Annotated in this window: 20 protein-coding genes; all 20 read right to left on the reverse strand. The window is 43.8% G+C overall.

Annotated features, from left to right (window positions below; all coding sequences use genetic code 11):
• Window positions 1-73: 73 nt before the first annotated feature.
• Window positions 74-1,075, reverse strand: coding sequence for a hypothetical protein (locus F1325_RS11390; RefSeq protein WP_160230462.1), 1,002 nt, complete (start codon window positions 1,073-1,075; stop codon window positions 74-76).
• A gap of 3 nt (window positions 1,076-1,078) precedes the next feature.
• Window positions 1,079-4,855: a phage tail protein gene (locus F1325_RS11395; RefSeq protein WP_160230463.1), complete on the reverse strand. Its 3,777-nt coding sequence runs from the start codon at window positions 4,853-4,855 to the stop codon at window positions 1,079-1,081.
• Window positions 4,855-5,253 (reverse strand): DUF6950 family protein, encoded by a 399-nt coding sequence (locus tag F1325_RS11400; protein ID WP_160230464.1) that lies wholly within the window; start codon window positions 5,251-5,253, stop codon window positions 4,855-4,857. Before F1325_RS11400 ends, F1325_RS11395 begins: the two co-directional genes overlap by 1 nt.
• 68 nt (window positions 5,254-5,321) lie before the next feature.
• Entirely contained in the window at window positions 5,322-5,870 is a 549-nt protein-coding gene (locus tag F1325_RS11405; protein WP_049206484.1) for an Ail/Lom family outer membrane beta-barrel protein, read from the reverse strand.
• 18 nt (window positions 5,871-5,888) lie between these two features.
• Window positions 5,889-6,470, reverse strand: coding sequence for a hypothetical protein (locus F1325_RS11410; RefSeq protein WP_160230465.1), 582 nt, complete (start codon window positions 6,468-6,470; stop codon window positions 5,889-5,891).
• Window positions 6,470-7,066, reverse strand: a complete 597-nt coding sequence (locus F1325_RS11415; protein ID WP_160230466.1) for a hypothetical protein — start codon at window positions 7,064-7,066, stop codon at window positions 6,470-6,472. The genes F1325_RS11410 and F1325_RS11415 overlap by 1 nt, the downstream gene beginning before the upstream one ends.
• Window positions 7,067-10,318 (reverse strand): phage tail tape measure protein, encoded by a 3,252-nt coding sequence (locus F1325_RS11420; protein ID WP_160230467.1) that lies wholly within the window; start codon window positions 10,316-10,318, stop codon window positions 7,067-7,069.
• Between the two features lie 40 nt (window positions 10,319-10,358).
• Window positions 10,359-10,589 (reverse strand): phage tail assembly protein T, encoded by a 231-nt coding sequence (locus F1325_RS11425; RefSeq protein ID WP_004251574.1) that lies wholly within the window; start codon window positions 10,587-10,589, stop codon window positions 10,359-10,361.
• Between the two features lie 44 nt (window positions 10,590-10,633).
• Window positions 10,634-11,050 (reverse strand): hypothetical protein, encoded by a 417-nt coding sequence (locus F1325_RS11430; protein WP_036894767.1) that lies wholly within the window; start codon window positions 11,048-11,050, stop codon window positions 10,634-10,636.
• A gap of 63 nt (window positions 11,051-11,113) precedes the next feature.
• Entirely contained in the window at window positions 11,114-11,779 is a 666-nt protein-coding gene (locus F1325_RS11435) for a hypothetical protein (RefSeq protein ID WP_160230468.1), read from the reverse strand.
• A 9-nt stretch (window positions 11,780-11,788) separates the two neighbouring features.
• Entirely contained in the window at window positions 11,789-12,130 is a 342-nt protein-coding gene (gene gp17, locus F1325_RS11440) for a tail completion protein gp17 (protein WP_160230469.1), read from the reverse strand.
• Window positions 12,131-12,135: 5 nt separating this feature from the next.
• Window positions 12,136-12,609: an HK97-gp10 family putative phage morphogenesis protein gene (locus tag F1325_RS11445; protein WP_160230470.1), complete on the reverse strand. Its 474-nt coding sequence runs from the start codon at window positions 12,607-12,609 to the stop codon at window positions 12,136-12,138.
• Window positions 12,593-12,928 (reverse strand): phage head closure protein, encoded by a 336-nt coding sequence (locus tag F1325_RS11450; protein WP_160230471.1) that lies wholly within the window; start codon window positions 12,926-12,928, stop codon window positions 12,593-12,595. The genes F1325_RS11445 and F1325_RS11450 overlap by 17 nt, the downstream gene beginning before the upstream one ends.
• A gap of 8 nt (window positions 12,929-12,936) precedes the next feature.
• The gene (locus F1325_RS11455; protein WP_058336093.1) at window positions 12,937-13,263 is read right to left on the reverse strand and encodes a head-tail connector protein; all 327 of its coding nucleotides are present in this window, start codon (window positions 13,261-13,263) and stop codon (window positions 12,937-12,939) included.
• Window positions 13,263-13,523, reverse strand: coding sequence for a hypothetical protein (locus F1325_RS19245; protein WP_208797904.1), 261 nt, complete (start codon window positions 13,521-13,523; stop codon window positions 13,263-13,265). The genes F1325_RS11455 and F1325_RS19245 overlap by 1 nt, the downstream gene beginning before the upstream one ends.
• A gap of 45 nt (window positions 13,524-13,568) precedes the next feature.
• Window positions 13,569-14,783 (reverse strand): phage major capsid protein, encoded by a 1,215-nt coding sequence (locus F1325_RS11465; RefSeq protein ID WP_160230472.1) that lies wholly within the window; start codon window positions 14,781-14,783, stop codon window positions 13,569-13,571.
• A gap of 11 nt (window positions 14,784-14,794) precedes the next feature.
• The gene (locus F1325_RS11470; RefSeq protein WP_160230473.1) at window positions 14,795-15,646 is read right to left on the reverse strand and encodes a head maturation protease, ClpP-related; all 852 of its coding nucleotides are present in this window, start codon (window positions 15,644-15,646) and stop codon (window positions 14,795-14,797) included.
• Between the two features lie 5 nt (window positions 15,647-15,651).
• Complete coding sequence (locus tag F1325_RS11475) at window positions 15,652-16,974, reverse strand: phage portal protein (RefSeq protein ID WP_160230474.1); 1,323 nt, start codon at window positions 16,972-16,974, stop codon at window positions 15,652-15,654.
• The gene (locus F1325_RS11480) at window positions 16,975-18,717 is read right to left on the reverse strand and encodes a terminase large subunit (RefSeq protein ID WP_160230475.1); all 1,743 of its coding nucleotides are present in this window, start codon (window positions 18,715-18,717) and stop codon (window positions 16,975-16,977) included.
• A complete protein-coding gene (locus tag F1325_RS11485) occupies window positions 18,671-19,138 on the reverse strand; it encodes a phage terminase small subunit P27 family (RefSeq protein WP_036937618.1) in 468 nt (155 codons plus the stop codon). Before F1325_RS11485 ends, F1325_RS11480 begins: the two co-directional genes overlap by 47 nt.
• Window positions 19,139-19,144: the final 6 nt, after the last annotated feature.

Genomic DNA, 19,144 nt, shown 5'->3' on the forward strand with positions numbered 1-19,144 from the left:
ACATACCCATTTATAGTTATACAGAATAAAAACTTAGTACAACTTAAATATTTTATATCATTCATATTTTTGACTAAAAATAATGTGAACCATTGAGGACATAAAAGGGGATACGTTGCTCTACATGATGTTGCCGATGAGCATCACGTATCCGTTCACTCACAAAAATCTGTTTTCCCCGAAAACGTATCCCTGTATTGCGCTTGGCCCAATCAATATTATCATCCTGATAAGACGCATTCACAAACTGACTGGTTGCACAGACTAAAGGCAAGCTATATGGAGTCTCTACACTCCCCTCCCGTAATAACAATGCCATTGATTGTCCTCGGGTAAAAGGCAGATAGTCCGTATTAAAGACCAGTGTTCCATCTTCACTGTACAGTGATAACCCCCAACGTCTCTTCGGGGTCAAAACCATTCCTGAAACGAAAACACACACATAAATGTCTGTTTGGGCTGAACTGTATAATTGCTTTTTATGCGCTAAATAGCTCACTTCCGCTTGAAGGTTGGTGGCATGATAAAATACAACACACTTATCTAAATGCGGTAATGTTGTCGGCAAAGACCAATAGCGCCCGCCTTCAAGGTGGATTTTTTGTCGAAACACACAATAAGTCATTTGTGTATTACGTGTAATCGCACTTCGAAATCCCTGAAAGGCTCCATACCACTCCACACCATACGTTGGTTTTGTATTATCCGGTAACGGGATACCATAAATATCGACCACCATATTGGCTCTTTTGGCCATCTGTGGGTCTTGAACCTGAACATTGTCATAAACATACTCATAACGTAATACAGGTCCTTCCATTCGGATATGCGTTATTCCCTGAAAATACGCATAATCATTCACCGCCATATACACAGAAGCCACTCTTGGGATGGCGAACGCCTCATACCCCATGGCTTCATGAATGACTTTGCTCCGTGTTTTTTTCGGTTGTCGATAATGGGGCCAATCTTCTGGCCCTATCTGATAAGAGGTTAAATAACAGAGAATTTGCGTATCACGCGTTAAACGGTAAGGTTTACCGCCTTCAACAGGAAAAATTTCAAGACCATACATAAATCAATTCCCTAGGTAACCGATTTTCATCACAAGGCGTTTTTTCTCATCTTTGACGACCAATTGATTATTGGTGATATTTAATGCCCCATTACCACCCGTAAAGCGGAAAATATTGTTTTTGGCATCCAATAAAAAGCCATTCCCTTTATCAAATCCCGATGATTTAAAATAATTGAGTACCACTAATTTCTGTATCCACGCTTTATCCATTAAGGCTTCATTAATAACCACCTGTCCATTCTTCACGACAAACGGTGTCACCACTTTGCCATTTAATGACGATATCACCGCAAAGTTTTGGGCATTAACCAGAAATTGGCTATTTCCTTGCGCATTAAATCCTAAGCCAATGCCGGTAATGACTTTATTCCCTTTGCTATCCTGCTGGACTTTCATTGTCCATGATGCGGAGATTTTGCCATTTAAATCAGTGACCACTTTAGACGTTTGTTCGATTTTGGCTGAACTTGTACCCACTTGGCTTTCTAAACGAGTGACTTGCTGAGCGGTAGAGGTCACTTTACCTGAAACCTCAGTCACTTTGGTTTCAAGTTGGCTTACCGCATTCGCCGTTGCATTGGCTTTCTGTTCGCTGGACTTAGGTACTTCATTCGCCACAAACCCCTTTGGTGCTACCGATTGCTTGTTGTTGGTATAAGTGCTGGTGATAATTTGATGGTTAACACTTTTATGCTTAGTGAGTTGGTATTTAGCGCCTCCTCGCAAATAAATAAATTCCACAGAGCTATTCGTTAATTGAGCCGGCCCCATCACAGGGGATTGATTTGTCCATCGCCAATCAAAATTATCAATGATGCGGTTTTCAGACTGTGTTCCCCATCCAGAACCACTGACTTGCCATTCCACAATCACGGCAAAGCCTTTGGTGCTGTTAGTCGCATAGCTGGGTTTATTGTCTGAATATTGCCCTAAGGTTCTAAAAACCTTAAAGGCATAACGTCGAGAAGTTACTAAAGGCAAAATCACCGGATAATAGGTGTTTTCATTGAGTGTCGATAAATCTAAATCCACCACCACAGATCCCGTTAAATCGGCTTTCACTTTATCTAATTTGCTGGATAACGTTTGTACCTGAGAGGTTGCGGACGTCACTTTGCCATCAAGATTAGACACATGCGTACTTAACGCATTGACCACACTACTGTCGGTTTTTCCCTTCAGGGTTGAACTGAGGCCTGAAATATCTTTCGATTGTGCTTGCTGTTTCGAGGTAAGGGTTTCTAATGATTGATTAATCGCGGAAACATTCCCATTCATCCGTGTTTCCAATGACTGTCTGGCTTTGGCTTCCGCTTGGTCGCCTGTAACACGCGCTTGTTTCTCGGAGGAGATAAGTCCTGCGGTGACTTTCGATAAATCATTGCCGGTATAATCACCACGAAGTTGAGTGGCTAAGGATTGCCGTTGTTGTGCTTCGGTTTGATCACCCTCAATACGTGCTTGTTGCTCTTGTTTGATTGCAGCGGCCTGTGCTTCTGTTGCCGTTGAAACTTGCTTCATCCTCTCAGCCAATAATTTTTCTGATCCCTCCCGTTTTTTTTCACTTTCTTCAATCGTTGCGCCTTGCCTCATTGACTCCTCTAAAAGCTTGTCGTGATTTATCCTCATTAGCTCATGTAATTCTGTAATATCGATTTGGTTAGCTTTGCTGTTAATTTCACCCAATAAGTCTTGTGCGAGTTGATCTCGACTAATTTGCCCCGCTAATTCCTCAAGAATTAAATCGGTTTGAGAAGAGCAAACACCAGAAGCTTCCACAAACGGTGATTTACCATAGCTGTTGATTGTTCGAACATAAAAATAATACGTATGCCCTGCTTGTAAGTTCTCTTGCGTCCAGAAATTCCCTTGGCCAACTTTATTTGTTTTGGTGATCACTTCATTTTCAGAAAGATCAGCGAGCTTTTCCTCACTAAACCAAAATTCAAAGGTATAACCCAAGACAGCGCTATCGCCTTGTTTCGGTGCAATAGTCAGATTAAATAAGCCAGAGGTAACATCAATATGCTCTGGAGGCGGTGGTGCTTGAATGGCAAAATCACTGATAGCGGGTGCCGACATCGCACCGGCCACGTTTGTAGCTCTGATTTCAACACGATAAGTCCCTCGTGCTAATCCGTTAATATCAACACGCTCACCCGGTACCTGAATAGACTGTATAACCTTGCCATTATGGAAAATATTGACCGTATTATAACGCACATCAGACGCCACATTCTGCCAAGAAAGTGTACCTTGCACGATGTCACTGACAGCAAGTGGAACAAAGGTAAGATTAATGGGTGAAGCAACACCGCCAGTGGGCAAACTCACAAACGGCGGACGTTCGAAAGGCTTGCCAATCACATCTTCATATAAATAGGCACCATCCTCTTCCAACGTTAAAGCCACACCCTCTAAAGCATGAAATGCCCATTCGGCAATACGAAATTCCAGCCCACTAATCCCCAAAGAAGGTAATGCTAAAAGCACAACTTCCCCCGGACGATAAGCATAGCCGTCTAAGTTCATCGTGAGTTGAACCCGTCTTCCTGCTTTCTTTTTACGGAGATATTGGCGAGCTAATCGTTGGGCTTGATAAGGGCTGGTGACAAAACGATAGTCGATATTCTCCCGAATTTCTAAGCCATCCTCTTTCACCCATTCGTCTACAATCACAGGCGTGAAATCCGTTTTTGTGTATAACTGTTCAGCATCAATAAACGTGCCATACACCGCATTGGTGGCGTCTTTTAAACCTGTTTCAGGGGTACATGTGACTGTGCCAATCAATTGTGATTCGGTAATGGTCTTTATTGCAGGCCCATAATAAGCACCAATTTGAATACCGTGTTTTCCTGCGGTGAATGTTGGTTCCGCGTTAATACATTTGTGCATCGCTTCCAAGACACTCGATGGACTCTCATTTAAGTCATAGGCACCATTAAGGGTATATCGCGACTCAAATCCGCCTTCTGGCAGACTCACTTTTTCATCACATAAATCGGCTGCTTGTTTAAAGCTGTCAAAATCAATATCCGTATCAGGCACTTTTAAATAATGGCGGTAATAATCCAAAATGACTAAAGCCCCATTATTACTCCATGCTGTTTGCCCAGTGCGAGGATCAAACAGATGTTTTCCCCAAACTTCACATTTCACATTGGGTAATCCATAAGGGAATTTTTCTTGGTCAAACGTGAGTGTCACACGTAACCACGCCAGACCTCGACCAATCATATCCTCTTTCCATGAAGGGCAATTTTTAAGCATAAAGGGATCGACATCTTCCCTGTCATTATGCAACTCCACTTCAACAACAGGTGCCGTGATTTTTAAACTCTTCAACCAAAGGTGTTTAACTTCATGGACGGTATATTCACCAAACGTCTCAATTAAATCGTCCCCTAACCAAATCTTCCCGATTTTCTCTATGGGGTGCCCTGCTAACGCTAATGCCAGTGTGATTTTTTCGTTTTCATCTTGTTCACCCGCCTCTTCTTCGGCAAAGAAAAGCAAACCCGATATCACTGTTTTTCCGACAATTACGGTTTCAGGCGCAGACGATGAACGTAACATCTGTTTGCGTTCACTGGTATCTCGATAATTCATAGAGGGAAGTTTCGGCTTAAAGATAAGCGAACCCGCGACTTGAACCGCAACGCCTGCTGCCATCAGTGCCATGCCCATCGCCAAGGTGACACCTCCGGTAAACAGCCCCGCAATCATTAAGCCCGCACCCACGACTTTTGAAATTAATCCACCACTCCCACCCATTATTCCACTCTCCACGCTTTGATTGACTTAATCTGCACTGGCTTCACGCCTTGTGGAGTTACGCCCCAATAATGCCCCGCCCAGACCACTGCTAGACTGTCACCGTCCTCACCTTTAAACAGTACGAGGTCGCCACGCTGAACGCGCTCAATCTCAATGGATTTGAAATAGCGTGAAACGGCTTTCTCTAAAGAGCCAAATTTAGATTTGATCAGATTGAAGGCTTCGGCTTTAGTTTTATAGTGATTGAGATAAGGCTTTATTGGCGAGAAACCACATTGTGCGTCAATACATTCCGAGGCAAAAATACAACAATCAAATTCACCCCATGAAAAAGGGCGACTCATCGCCGCCCTGATGGTTTCAGGTAATTTAAGTGTCCAGTTAGGTTGTTTCATTATCAAAATACCTAAAAACAAAAAAGCCGGCATAATGCCGACTTTTATATTCTCTGTTTATCTTTTAACTAAAAACGATAGCCAAGACCAAGCATCCATGTGCCCACTTTAACATCATCTAATTTAGTGTATTCGTAAGAAGCATCAATCGCGATATTAGGATGGGGGTTAAATTGAAGACCCGCACCATAAGCGAACGCAGATTTACTTTGACTTTCTTTCTCATGATAACCGAAGCCTTTTAATTCTACTTCGGCTTTACCGTGAGCAACCCCCAATAAACCATAGGCACTAACATAATCATTAAAACGATAAACAGGCCCAGCAGTGAATGAATAATAGTCCAAATCTGCAGTTCCAACAGATTGAGAACCGAAACGATAATCATACCCTTGATGCGTATATGCAAAAGAGCCAATCATTCCCCACTGATTATCGAATTCATAACGATATTTGACGTTAAAGCCTTTAGGATTTTCTTTTAGTTTATCGCCATCTGCTTTGACATGACTTTGTGCATAACCTAATGAAAGTGTATTTTCACCTACGGCTTGTGCATTTGCCGCACATAGCGATAGACTGGTCATAACTAAAGTAACTAAAAGTTTTTTACTCATTTTGTTTCTTCCAATCAATTATTTATAAATAAATGATGGTGCATCTTTCTTGCTGCCCCAATAAATGGCCCGTTCAGCCATTTGAGCAACATAACGAAAGATACGATCCCCTTGCCTTCTTGATGACCACGACTCATCAGTAAACCGATCAGGCAAACCAATTGACCATCGCTCAAATCGATTAGAAATATTAACACATACGGCATTCTCTTCACCAGATACCACATTAATCAATGTGATTTGTCCGACAAATAAGATTTCAGCAAGCAACGGTTTCCCCTCTTCGCCGATGGCGACCATCATCAACCGGACTTCGCGTCCTCGACTTTGCTCATTCATCACCATTCCCACCAGCGATTTATCAAAACCGGCTAATTTAAGCTGTAATTGTGGGGGAGTGGTTGTCTTATTTTCTTTTAGCTGACTGATTTCGCCTAAACTACCCACACCCAAATAAGTTTCCCCCGCAATAATCAGTTGCCCAACACCGGTATGCGCACAGGTCACGCCTGATTTCAAATCGAGTCTGGCAGCTAAAACGATATAAGCCCCCTCATTAATCGCGTTGACCATGGCATCAGAAAATGGATGATATTGCATCAGTACAACACCTCCTCAAAAGATAACGTGATATGGGTATACCCCAAGCGACGATGCTGAAATTTACCCTGTTCATTATCAACAAGCCGAAAAACTCCAAAAGGACGCTCAACCTCGAGCACTTCATTAACAGTAGGCGACGTTCTTAACATCGGTGAAATAGGAATATTTGCACGCCCATTATTGTCACTGACCACATCTGCCACCACCATTTTGAGTTCATTGCCCACAGTTAAGCGATCCCCTTGCTGTAACACGCGCATATTGCGCTTCCAGTCCTTTGTTTCTAGCCGATGACCCAATTGGCTGGATATTGCAATCCGAGGCAAACCATACCCATAACGCCCTTTTCTTATCCAACTGGCTATTTTGACTCGCCCCGACATGCCATCCAATGAAGCCACCAGCGCTTCTAACTGACGCGATTTCTCTTCATTTAAATTATTGAATGTCAGCTCACAACGCCAACGGCTTCCTGGAAAGCGTACCGTTTGACTACTTCCATTAAATGGCGAGGTAAACGTTTTGCTGTTACTCAATAATTGCCAGTTTTCCTGTGTGGGGATCACCTCTTTTGGCCATTCAAGAATAGACATTTAGACTCCTAATGTTCTGCGTGCTGCGCCATTACTTTGAAAGTCTTGTAACATCATCGCGTGGGCTTTTTGTGCGCCGGCTTCTGTCCCTTGTTGTGCGGCTTCTTTCATTGCTTGAGCAAGTACAGCGTCACCATTTCCTGTCACTGTAATATGATTAACGACGGTCATTTGTACACCACCTGCATGGGCTAACGTCGGTTGCGGTGTAACGGGTATTCGCCCTGTGACCGCCCCCACAAAGCCCCCCGAAGCATAACCTTGCGCCGCATGCATTAAGCGATAGAGATTGCCGACACCCAATTTAGCCGTCGCTTCTTTGGTAAAAACAAACTCACCACCATGTACAATCCCTTTAGGTTCGAATTTCCCGCCATGCCCCGTATAGCCACCGTAAGCATGCCCTTTGCTCATCCATCCCATATCAAAACCCATTGCCTGCCCGCCTGCTTCAATGGCTTTGAAAACCAACATTTTCATTACCATTCGAGTGATATCGGAAATCACCGCATTGGCAAAATCTTTAAAGCTTCCTTTGCCCGTTAAAGCAAAATCGGCTAATGCATCAGACATATTATTAAGGGCATTGGTAGTGACGTTTCTGACGTTCTCCATCACATCCATGGCTGACTCACTGAAATCCGATAAGCCTTGTTTTAATCCCGCCATCGGATCACCTTTCATAGCCTCTCGCTTTCTAAGCTCTTCCTCAATTTGCTGTTTAGTGAGTTCGACATTGCGTTGTAAGTTCGCCAGCTCTTTCTCGCCTAAATCCACACTGGCTTGCTGATACAGCACATCAATCTGACGAAGGGCATTAAGCTTTTCTTGCTCTGCGCGCGATCTTCCTATCAAGGAAGTTTCAAATTGCATCTGCTCAATTTCTTTACCGCGATCATAAGCAAATTGCGCGACCGAGTTGGCACGCGCCAGATCATCAATAGCTTTCGCTTTTTCTTTGATCGTCTCAATGGCGTTGGGATCGATTTTTAAGATGGCATCAAACTTATCTTTATTCTGTTTGATATCGGCTAATGCGGATGTGTATTCATTAAAGGAAGAGGTAGTGCCGTACAGCTGAATGCTTTGCCCATCCGCAATCAATGAGGCTTGTTTTTCCTCTAATTCCGTTAAGATTTTGGTGTACTGCTTGGCATAATCAATCGTTGATTTTGGTGTTTTTGGTGGCTTAATTTTTTTAGACTGTAAAGCAAGTTGGGCTTCAATTTCAGCTTGTAACGCTTTGTCATACCCCATCATGTCCGGTGTAATTTTTCTACTCGCCAATACATCTTCTGCATTGAGTTTAGCTAAAGCCTTACCTTCTGCTTTAGATTTTTCAATAGTACGAAGAGAAGCATCGATTGATTTTTGTGCATCATCAGAAACAACAATTAACGATTTTGCCGAAAACTGCTGTTGCTCTTGAGTGGCTGAACGAATGGATTGCGCTAAATTATCAAAAGCAGAACCTTGTAGATGGAGTTTACCAATCAATTCATCAGATTTTACAGAAGCATCGTAAATACGGCTGGCATAAAGCGCATAGGCATTAGAGACCATCCCGTTTTTTTGAACTTCAGCATCAAGCAATAATGCCATTTTTTTACGTGTAACTTCTAATTCTCTATTCTTTGTTTCAAGATCAGCAGTTACTTGGAGTTCATCTTTTCTAGCTTTAACTACTTCCGCTGAAAATGACTCGTAATCTCCTGTATAATAAAAAGAGATGCCTTTATTTGCCCCACCCAAATCCGATGATTTTTTTAAGTCCTCTTGCTTTCTCTTTAGCTCTTCTATTTTCTCAATTTGTGCATCTAAACCTTCAGCCAGTTTTCCGATTGAAGCTTGACGCTCCACATCACTTAATTTGTTTAATGACTCCGTTGCAACGTCTAATGACTCTGCATACTCAAGAGCCTTTTGTCTTGATTGTTCTGCTTGTTGTTGCCACTCATAGTAAGCCATTGCCCCCGCAGTCAATAATCCTGTCGCAATCCCAAGAGGCCCACCAAGAAAGGCAAGTGCACCACCAAAACTTCGCCCTAATGTAGAACTGGCTCTTTGTGCCGCATTCAACCGTTGTATCGCTAATGTTTCTGCATTTGTGGCTGACACAATAATGGAAGACTGCGCTTTCATTTGCATTCGAATACTACTGCGTTGTGCTTCTGTCTGAGCGAGTTGAAGTTGCGCTTGTAAAGAACGTATTTCAAAACGGGCTAGCTCTAATTCAGCCGTCATCTTGGCTTTTGTGGCTTTAGCGGCGATTAAATCTTGTTGAGCTTTTAATTTCGTTGCCGCGGCTTGTGCATAAGTGGCTTGAGTCCATTTGGCTATTTTTATTGCAATAGTCGTCATGGCTAAAGCTTCCGTTACTCTCATCACTTCAGAAAAATGATTCGATAATGCAGAAAGCCCCGTTGTTAAAAGCTGAGTCGCACCTGTACCTTGATTCGCTTCACCGATAAATTTTGTTATCGCCGATTGAAGATTAGTAAAACCTTGGCTAACGGTTGTCACACTGGTAGCAAATTTTTTATCCACACTGTCAGCTACACGCTCTAAGGCTTGAATGACTTTTTCAATCGTCATTTCACCGTCTTGAGCTTTCTTCCTTAGTTCACCCACACTGACACCCATTCCGTCAGCAATAGCTTTCGCTAACGCAGGGGTTTGCTCCATCACTGAATTTAGCTCTTCGCCACGTAACTGACCCGAGGCTAATGCTTGACCAAATTGAGTTAATGCCGCTTGGGCTGCGGTGGCACTCGCTCCCGAAATCGCCACGGCTTTTGAGACGGTTTCCGTGAGTTCTGCCACTTTTTGCTGACTTAAGCCTAAGCGATCGGCATTATCCGCAAAACGCTGATAAACCTGTGCTGTGGCATCCAATGATTGATAGGTTCTTTGGGCAATATCATAGACCGCTTGTGTGGCTTTATTTAACCCGACAGAACTTTCCGTCACCAGTTTTAATCGGTTCTGTAATTCCGTCCAACTATCAGCATAATTAATGACTTGATGAATGGATAATGCACTTGCGGTAACACTCGCAAAACGGGCAAAAAGCGCCGAAGATTTTGCGGTTTGCGATACCATTCGCTCTTGTTGTACGGTGATAGCTTGAAGACTGACGCGAATACTTTGCCCAAATTGTTCTGTTTGGCGCTGGCTACGGTTGATCGCATTGGTGAAATTTGCCGTATTCAGCGTCAAATCAATATTTAATCGACCTAATGCGCCAGCCATAAAAACTCCTTAAAACAATAAAAAAGCCCCAACAAAGGGGCTATCGATTAGCTAATACACTCTCAGTGACATTATCCCACACCTCTTCTTCCGTGATTTTCTTCTTCCACATCGGCATAAAATCCATCAATTCAGGCGGAGACGTTTTCGGATCACGATTTATCATCGCGAGAAGATGTGCCACTTGTGCCATCCGATAATCCTCTCGCCATAAACCAAAGGGTTGTTTGCGATAAAAAGCTTCATATTCACACAAGTGGCTTTCGGGCATTTGCTCGATTTCTGCGAGCGTTTTTCCAAGAGCCAGCGACAATATCAGTTGGAATTGTCGCCGTTCTCCAAGTTTTTTTCGCTGTTCCCCGCTTCGGCCGTAAACACCGCATTAGAGAACCCTTGTCCTAAACGATTAAGACCTTTTAAGTCTTCTTCATTTTCAGCATCAAAAAGCAGTTCCCCTTTTTCATCACACAACTTAAAGGCCAACATTCTGGCGACATCATATTCATCGTAGACACGATTTATCGCCTCATTAAATTGTTCGGGATCGTCTTCGTCTAAGTAAATGTCCTGTGCTTCGGCGAGCTTGATTTTAATTTGGCGAAGTTTACGCTGAATGTAATTCATGGTGCCAACATCCAGCTCTTTGACATAAAAGGTGTTGTCTAAATAGGTAAAAGGCGTCACTTTCAGTGCTTGGTTTAACACTAATTCACGCAATAACGCGTTAGACATAATCACTCCTAAGATTTTTATCGAGAAGGGAGAAGAGAAATAATGAAAGAGGTGAATTAGGGATTATTTCTTCGCATTCAAATAATCACGGCCAGACAATTTAATTGAGATCCCCGAATCCATCATTTGCCCTACACTGCCATCAATGTTCATGCCCGTTTCGACGGAGCCGTAATAAAACATGGAGCCCTCATCTCGTGTTAAGACCATTTTCACCGCAAATTTTTCTTTGCTGTTTTCATATTTACGTAAGAGTCGCTGCACCTCACTGGAGCTATACCGTAAGAAAAAGGTCAATTTAATTGAACCGTATTCCGTATCACCGGATTCATATTCCTTGCCATCACTGCAAATGGTGGTGACATCAATTTGTTCGGTTGTCGAACCGTCTTTGCTGAAGCTTTTTACCGCACAAAAGTTATTAGACCATTGAATACGTTGTGCTTTGGTGTTTGCAAAATCCGTGGGTAACGTTTTATCACTCCAATCCACTTCGTCGCACAGGGTCACTTTGTTGCCATCAACCTGTGCAACAGGAAAACGTCCATCTAACTCCCCGAATCCCGATAACATAATCATGTCATCGGCTTTCAGCTTATTATTGGCGATAGTAATAGTTGCGGGTGATAACGTCGCTTCCGTCACGGTCATCGCCTCCCCTAAGCCGGTTTGCACAAAGATCTTCGTGCCGAGGAAAGGCGTCGCTTTATGGTTTTTTGACTTTGCCATATCCATTCCTTATTTATCTGATGAAATCATTAATTCAAGAACAAGCCGATGCAATTTGACATCCGCTTCATACCCAAAGACCGCATTTACCCGTTGTGCAAATGGGATCGCCTCGACAATCTTAGCCTCAATTTTTTTACGCAAGACCATAAGGGGTTGTGGCTGTGGCGCATACACATCAAGTTGCACGCGATAGTTATCTAAATCCGTATCCTCCAGCGCACTGTTAGGCGTGATGCTGGCAAACTGGATCACAATGGCGGGATAATGCCCTTTGCCTTCGGGTAATACCTGAAAAAAAACCCTTCCATCGACCAGCGGTGAAAGGGTCTCTTTTAATTGCTGTATCATGAGCTCTACCTTACTTTTTCAATATCCTCTTTGAGTGTTTGAACAATCACTTTAGCCGTCGCTTCCTTTTTCGCTTCAAAACTGGGGCGCATAAACGGTTGTGCGGGCATCTTGGCGGTACCAAATTCGACAAACCACCAATAAAACGGATCATTCGGGTTCAATGCTGCACTTTTTCCCGTTACTTGTTTAAAGGCAGACACCTTTTTACCTGATAATGATTTCACCCAAATGCGCGTTTTAACTTGCCCATTGCGCTGCACTTTCGTTTTAGAACGAATATTGCGCTTGATGGTGCCTTTGCGTCGATGAGGCACTGTTTCCTTAAGGATAGGCACTCGATGTTTGATTTCTTCTTTTAACGCCGAAGCCCCTGCATTCATCGCCTTACGCGCACTTTGATTTCTGGTTTTACGGGCAATGTCTTGCATTCGTTGAGCGAGTTCAGACAATCCACTGATTTTAATCTCCCCCATCATTCACGCCCTCTTTGCACATCAATTGAAGCTCACGATGACGCTCATAAGGGTCAATAATCGAAATAATATTAAATATTCGCTTACCCCATACTATACGCATCGAAGTATCAATATCCGCGATATAGCGAATAAGAATTCGCGTTGTGGCCTCACTTTGTACTTGCTGGGCTTGAAAATATTCTCGCCCTTGATAAGGCATGATCGCTGCACGTACTTTTGTCGCATGATCCGTCCAAATCACATCACTGCCACTGATGGCATCGGGCGCTAATACTGATTTTTGAATATTAATGGTGTGGCGTAATCGTCCTGCACGCATAAAACCTCCTACAACCCATAAATCCGGTAAGGTTGAAGTAGTGCGGTGACCGCAAAAGGTTGTGTAGAAAAAGCTTGCCCCGAAATCACCCCCTCACGATTTTCATACCATTGCGCAATTAATAAGAGCATTGCCGCAATCACATCATCCGTTAAGAACAAGGCTTCAGGATCTTCTTGTGCTTTATCCATCTCCTGAGTTTTATGTAATGTTCGACGCGTGTAATTTTCAACATATTTCACGGCGGAACCGATATACAGCGTCAATAAATTATCGTCATCCGTAAAATCAGGATCGATATTGCAATGCTGCTTCACCAATTCGAGAGAAAGCATTATTTCTCCTTTTTCGCCTTAATATTTCTTTTCGGTTCAGGTTCGGGTTTGAGTTCGGGTTCGGGTTCGGGTTCGGGTTCGGGTTCGGGTTCGGGTTCGGGTTCGGGTTCGGGTTCAGTAACAAGATATGTTTCTTCCTGTTCTTTGGCATAGCCTTTTTGGATTAACTCCCGTCCATGTTGCTCTAAGGTATCAATCTGCTCGCCTTCAAGCACCACTCGTCCCTCAAAATAAATGGCTCGTAAGATGACTAATTTCATATCACCTCCAAAGAAAAAGCGGCCATAAAGACCGCCTTAGTTACATTAATCACTTGACGTTGCTACCGTAAAATCACCGTAAACAAAGGCTTCTGGACGTTTGATCGCCAAAGCAAGACGCTCTTCACAACGAATAGAGATCATGTTTTTCTCAAAATCATCGGCGTTTTCCGTTGAAATCACCACATTCGTTTCTTCGCGATCAAAGAGCTGAGCCCCCGCATTAAATGCCCCTGTTAAGAACTTCCCTTTAAACGCGGGGGTTTCTGTTGCCACAACCGGTAATCCCCATAAAGTCGGCCCTGTTAATGCGGAAGGATTAGCCAAAATATAGCGCCCCAAAGAGTCTTTGGTTAGTTCAATTTTCGCCCAGTCAATAAAGTGTAAAACGTGACCAGAAGCAGGGAAACGCGCCAATTGAGCTTGAAGCATGGCAAGCCGTAAATCATCGATACCGTTTTGTTTTTCAACCGTAAAGGAGGCTTTATATTGAGTGGCTTGTGGGATAATGCCGTGCAAATGAGCCCCAGAGCCATCACCAAATAAAATTTCTTGCTCTTCAACAAATTTCAATCCATAACGCATTTCTGCATCAATCAACGACTGCAACTGAGAAAAATCATCTAAGATTTGTTTAGACGCTTTAAACATATGAGCAATTGTCGTCACTGGCGTGATTTTGGTCGCAAAGGCAATGTCGCTATACGGCTTAGTGGTATTTTCAGGCGCAACCGCCGCCTTGTTGGTAAACCCCGTTTGCTGAACCCAGAAAATGGCGGGAGATTGCGTTTTACCTGACGCAATTAAGTCACGAATAAAAAGTCGTTGTTTCGGTGCAACATCGATACCCGACAATCGTTGTGGTTCAACTACGCCTTCGGCAACCCCCGTAGATGTTAATGCTGCCTGAACAGGAATTGAAACACGCTTGCCCTCTTGAATGCTGGAATTGATCTCTTTTAATACTTCAGCCGAGATCACTTGTTGACCAACACTTTTTACAACCTGCACCGCATTATTGAGTGGCATTTGCGCAACATGTTGTTCTAAATCCCCTAATGCAGCTTTCAGTGTTTTTTCAGATTCGCGTAGCGCATTTAGCTCGGTTGCCATTTTGTCTACGGCATGTTTCGTTTCTTCATTTAATCCACCCACTTTCTGCGCTTCTTTTAACGCTTCTTCAGCTTTAGCATTAAAATGCTGATTGGCTTCTTCAATTTTTGCCGATAGGTTTTTTAATAATTCATTTGTCTCTGACATAGTCACTCCAATTACTTAACGCAGGCAAAGGCGGTCACCGCCTCCTCCAATTTTGACAGGATTTCAGGATTAATATCGCAGGTAGCGCTTGGCATACCATTAGATTGGGAAGTAGCTCTCGGCATACTTCGGGTCAATGCACTAATTAGTTTTCGTCGTTCAGCACGAGGTGTGTTGGTTTTGGCAAGTAGCGCATCCAGTTTTCGGATCGCGGCTTGGGGACTTTCATCACCTTCGTCAATCACATCGGCAGAAAGTAGGCTGTCCGCAAATCCCTTTTCTATCGCTTCACTCGCACTGATATACGTTTCGTTGTCCATCATCTGACTCACCACGTCACTCGATTGCCCACTTCGTGCCACATAGATATCGGTCATCGAGGCATCAAAAGGGGCGAGATCATGAGCAAGTTTTGCAAAGTCGTGACGATTTCCTACCCCCATTGCCCAACAGTTATGGATCATTAAAAAGGCACCGCGCCCCATTTTTATTTCATCCCCTGCCATCGCAATAATGGACGCAGCGGAAGCGGCAATGCCCAAAATATTGACCGTTACCTTGCCACTGTGAGCACGAAGCAAGTTATAAATGGCCAACCCTTCAAACATATCGCCCCCTGGACTATTGAGGTTAACGACAATATCTTGCTCACCAATGGCACGAAGCGCGGCGGAAATCCGTTTAGCGGTGACACCTTCCCCCCAATAATCTTCTCCAACGACGTCCAATATCGAAATCGAGTTATCCGCACTAGATGCCCGAATACGGCTATTCCATTTATCCAGTGCTTTGAGTTTCAGCTCATAGTGAATCGATGCGCAGGGGCGATCCTCCAGCGCGACTGGCAACTGATTTTTTTTCATAACGATTACTCCTCAGGACGAGGTGGATTGGATTGAGATGGGGTTACAGGTTCACCTTCAGGAAATAACCAGTTAGTGATCTGTGCTTTGAGCTTTTCAGCTTCATTGTTCGTGATGTCTTTTCCGAGCTGATCCAGTGGCGTTAAATTAAGCTGAACCGTATAAATATCGCCCCCTTCAATAGGCGGTAAATTCTCTAACCGTCGAACATCATTTCGGCTCATCCAGCCATTTTGTAACGCTGTTGTGTAATAAGCTGAACGTCCTGCACTGTCTGCACGTAATAAGCCCTCAACAGAAAATTCCGCATAATAATCTTCATCACTGTCGAGTAAACAACGATTAATTTCTTGCTCAATATTGACCAATAAGGGACGTAGTGTATTAGTCAAAAACTGCATATTCATCCCTTCCACACTGGATGCCCAACTACTTTGCTTATCGGCATGCCCCACCATAAAAGGCGGAACGCGAAACCAACGGCAAATTTCCTCAATGCTAAATCCACGACTTTGTAATAATTGCGCAGTTTCAGGGTTCATGGTGACATTTTGATAAGACAAATCCGCTTCGAGGATCATCACCTTTCCAGCATTTTTTGAGCCGGTAAACGTCATTAAATGCTTTCTTAGGCGTTCTCGTTGATCGGCTTTCAAGGCATTCTTTGACGTCAATAATCCACTGGTTTGTAACCCATTTTCAAACACTTTCCCGGCCGCTTCATCCGTCGATAACGCAGTACCAATCACATCACGTCCAATCTGGATCGGTATCATTCCGCACACACCGTCCATACCAAACCCTCGAATATGCATCATATTTTTAACGGGAATAACCCGTTTATTCGATTTAGGCGTGGTATAGGTATATTCCAACTGCCCATTTTCCAATCGTTTCACCGTCATGTTTTGAGGTAATAACGGTTGAAGTGAAACCAACTTTTTCCCGATATAACATTTTTCAATAAACGCATTTCCTCTTAAACATAAGCTGGCAACAACCATCAACATAAAACGAGAAGGCGTCATTTCTGCATTGGGTTTTCGACATAAGACGGTGTAAGCGGGATGATGTTTCGCCAGTTCGCGCGAGCCATCCGCCTTCGTTTGATAGATTTTCAATGGCAATGTCGAAATAGATTCACTGAGTAACCGAACGCAAGACCATACCGCAGACAGCTGTAATGCATTATCTGCGGTGACCACCTTGCCACTGCTACTCTTTCCAATCCATTCTTCCCAAAAGGCGCCATCAGTTAAACTAATGGGTATCCCCATCCAATTGAGGATCGCCGATTTTATTCGGCTCTTTTTTTTCACGTTACGCATTTAGATCCCCACAATAATTGGGTTATCAAAGAAACCATCAATATCCCCTTCATCCTCGAATTCCCCTTCAGAAGCCCCAATCGCCATTGCAGAGGCCACCACACCATCAATTCGACCCGTGCTTTTTTTCTTGGCAAAGACGCGGTTATCTTTTTGGTCCGCCTCAAGCACAGCGGATGCGGCATTCCATCTCAAACAAGGATTAGCGTGGATCTCAATCTTCTTGTCATCAATGAGCTGTTCAAACAGTTCGATAGAGTGTGGCATCCATAGCCCTGAGTCTTTGGCTCTGTAAAACCCTTGGCCATGTTGGATTAAGGGAACCGTCACCCCCACCTCATCAAGTTTGGGTACAAGGTATTTAATGCGATAAGGGTCAAAGGCAATGGCTCTCATGTTGACGCGCATTGCCATCTCGGCGATACGTTCTGCCACAAATTCATATCTCACCGCATTCCCTGGCGTGGTATGCATAAAACCTTGCCTTACCCATAAGTCGTAGGGCACTCGGTCGGTTTTCGCTCTATCCAATAAGGTGTCTTTGGGTGTCCAAAATTCAACATAAAGACGTTTGAGGTGAGGAAAATACAGGGCTAATGCGGTTAAATCTTTGGTTCCTGATAAGTCCAGTCCGCCATAACACTCTTCACCTTGAAGATCATCGAAGGTGAACGTGTTTTCACACTGCATCCATGTTTCACTGTTAATCCACGGATTATCGGCATCCACCCACTGGCAAAAATTAAGCCGACGCACAATGCTTTCTTTTGCGGGCATACCTCGAGCTTGTGTCACTTGTTCACGTAAGTAGCGATCAGAAAAGGTGTAGCCCAATGACGGATTGGCTTTCCCCCAGCAAAACTCATCCTTAAAGGGATCATCGCCCTCATCCAGTGAGCAAATATAGGAAAAGAAGCTGTCGTCTTCGATAGTGCCTTCGGCAACTTTTCGTCCGTATTCATGATAGTCATAACACACACTGGTTTTATCATGCCCACTATTGGTGATCATAAATATCAAGGCTTGTCGCCGACCTTTTGTGCCCGCTCGCATCATCTCAACGGCGGTATTATTTTTATGCTCATGAATTTCATCTATCAGCGCACAATGGGGACGAGGCCCTGATTGCCCATCATCTGAGCTAATCGGGCGAAAGAATGAACTCGTTTTCAAATAAGCCAAGTTCCACTCTTTGCCTGTTCCGCCTGATTTGGTGATCCGCTGACTTAATGCGGGAGATTGATCAACCATCGCCACCGCATCACGAAACAAAATCATGGCTTGGTCTTTTTTCGTGGCTGCCGCATACACTTCGGCACGCGGTTCACTGTCGGCGACTAAACAATACAACCCAACGCCACCTGCCATCGGTGATTTTCCTGAACCTTTACCTGATTCAACGTACACCATGCGAAATCGGCGTGTTCCATCAGTCATTTTCCAGCCAAAAATAGAACCAATCACAAAGCATTGCCAAGGCAATAAAATAAACGGTTTGCCTTCATGCTCCCCGCCATTGAGCTTTAAGACTTTCGCAAAAAAATCGATCACTCTTTTGACGGCTTCGACATCCCAGACTAATCCCCGTTGCTCGGCTTCGTTTAAATCTTTGAGATGACGCGCACAAGCATGACGAATATCAGGTCCCGCTAAAATTTTGCCTTGATGCACGTCTTGCGCGTATTGCGTTGCGGGATCAACCGAAATATTGGTTGAGCGGATCTTCCTCTTCTTCTCCACCATCCATCTTCACCTTCGAACGAGCGGCGGGGGTTAAACCAAACTCGACTAAATAACTTTTAAAAAGACCGTCTTTTTTGTCCAACATGGCAACGGCTGGATTCGCTTTAATTAAAAAATCCCCTAATTGCGTTTTTGTGGTGTATGTCTTACCTTCAATGGCAATGGTGTCTCGCAATTGAAGAATATCGGCGTAGATATCACACAGCCGTTCTAATGCCAGCGTGTCAGCCACGGTTAAAACGCCCATCCCATCGAGTATTAAGGTTAATTTTGCCCACGCCATTTTCCCCCAATCCGTTAAATGCTCGGGTGGGCTTGGAATTTCACGTTTGGGTTGGGGTTCTTTATCGTTGAGTTTTCGTTTTCCCGGATTACCGGTGACCACCTTCAAGTGGGTCGGTTTCGGGCGTCTTCCTGCCATCGGAAC

Origin of the sequence: Proteus columbae, assembly GCF_009914335.1 — a bacterium.
GTDB lineage: Bacteria > Pseudomonadota > Gammaproteobacteria > Enterobacterales > Enterobacteriaceae > Proteus.

What these genes read in the sequence shown, in the direction of transcription:
- F1325_RS11390 (WP_160230462.1), bottom strand. Translation starts at nt 1,075, where the DNA reads ATGTATGGTCTTGAAATTTTTCCTGTTGAAGGCGGTAAACCTTACCGT.
- F1325_RS11395 (WP_160230463.1), bottom strand. Translation starts at nt 4,855, where the DNA reads ATGGGTGGGAGTGGTGGATTAATTTCAAAAGTCGTGGGTGCGGGCTTA.
- F1325_RS11400 (WP_160230464.1), bottom strand. Translation starts at nt 5,253, where the DNA reads ATGAAACAACCTAACTGGACACTTAAATTACCTGAAACCATCAGGGCG.
- F1325_RS11405 (WP_049206484.1), bottom strand. Translation starts at nt 5,870, where the DNA reads ATGAGTAAAAAACTTTTAGTTACTTTAGTTATGACCAGTCTATCGCTA.
- F1325_RS11410 (WP_160230465.1), bottom strand. Translation starts at nt 6,470, where the DNA reads ATGCAATATCATCCATTTTCTGATGCCATGGTCAACGCGATTAATGAG.
- F1325_RS11415 (WP_160230466.1), bottom strand. Translation starts at nt 7,066, where the DNA reads ATGTCTATTCTTGAATGGCCAAAAGAGGTGATCCCCACACAGGAAAAC.
- F1325_RS11420 (WP_160230467.1), bottom strand. Translation starts at nt 10,318, where the DNA reads ATGGCTGGCGCATTAGGTCGATTAAATATTGATTTGACGCTGAATACG.
- F1325_RS11425 (WP_004251574.1), bottom strand. Translation starts at nt 10,589, where the DNA reads ATGCCCGAAAGCCACTTGTGTGAATATGAAGCTTTTTATCGCAAACAA.
- F1325_RS11430 (WP_036894767.1), bottom strand. Translation starts at nt 11,050, where the DNA reads ATGTCTAACGCGTTATTGCGTGAATTAGTGTTAAACCAAGCACTGAAA.
- F1325_RS11435 (WP_160230468.1), bottom strand. Translation starts at nt 11,779, where the DNA reads ATGGCAAAGTCAAAAAACCATAAAGCGACGCCTTTCCTCGGCACGAAG.
- gp17 (WP_160230469.1), bottom strand. Translation starts at nt 12,130, where the DNA reads ATGATACAGCAATTAAAAGAGACCCTTTCACCGCTGGTCGATGGAAGG.
- F1325_RS11445 (WP_160230470.1), bottom strand. Translation starts at nt 12,609, where the DNA reads ATGATGGGGGAGATTAAAATCAGTGGATTGTCTGAACTCGCTCAACGA.
- F1325_RS11450 (WP_160230471.1), bottom strand. Translation starts at nt 12,928, where the DNA reads ATGCGTGCAGGACGATTACGCCACACCATTAATATTCAAAAATCAGTA.
- F1325_RS11455 (WP_058336093.1), bottom strand. Translation starts at nt 13,263, where the DNA reads ATGCTTTCTCTCGAATTGGTGAAGCAGCATTGCAATATCGATCCTGAT.
- F1325_RS19245 (WP_208797904.1), bottom strand. Translation starts at nt 13,523, where the DNA reads ATGAAATTAGTCATCTTACGAGCCATTTATTTTGAGGGACGAGTGGTG.
- F1325_RS11465 (WP_160230472.1), bottom strand. Translation starts at nt 14,783, where the DNA reads ATGTCAGAGACAAATGAATTATTAAAAAACCTATCGGCAAAAATTGAA.
- F1325_RS11470 (WP_160230473.1), bottom strand. Translation starts at nt 15,646, where the DNA reads ATGAAAAAAAATCAGTTGCCAGTCGCGCTGGAGGATCGCCCCTGCGCA.
- F1325_RS11475 (WP_160230474.1), bottom strand. Translation starts at nt 16,974, where the DNA reads ATGCGTAACGTGAAAAAAAAGAGCCGAATAAAATCGGCGATCCTCAAT.
- F1325_RS11480 (WP_160230475.1), bottom strand. Translation starts at nt 18,717, where the DNA reads ATGGTGGAGAAGAAGAGGAAGATCCGCTCAACCAATATTTCGGTTGAT.
- F1325_RS11485 (WP_036937618.1), bottom strand. Translation starts at nt 19,138, where the DNA reads ATGGCAGGAAGACGCCCGAAACCGACCCACTTGAAGGTGGTCACCGGT.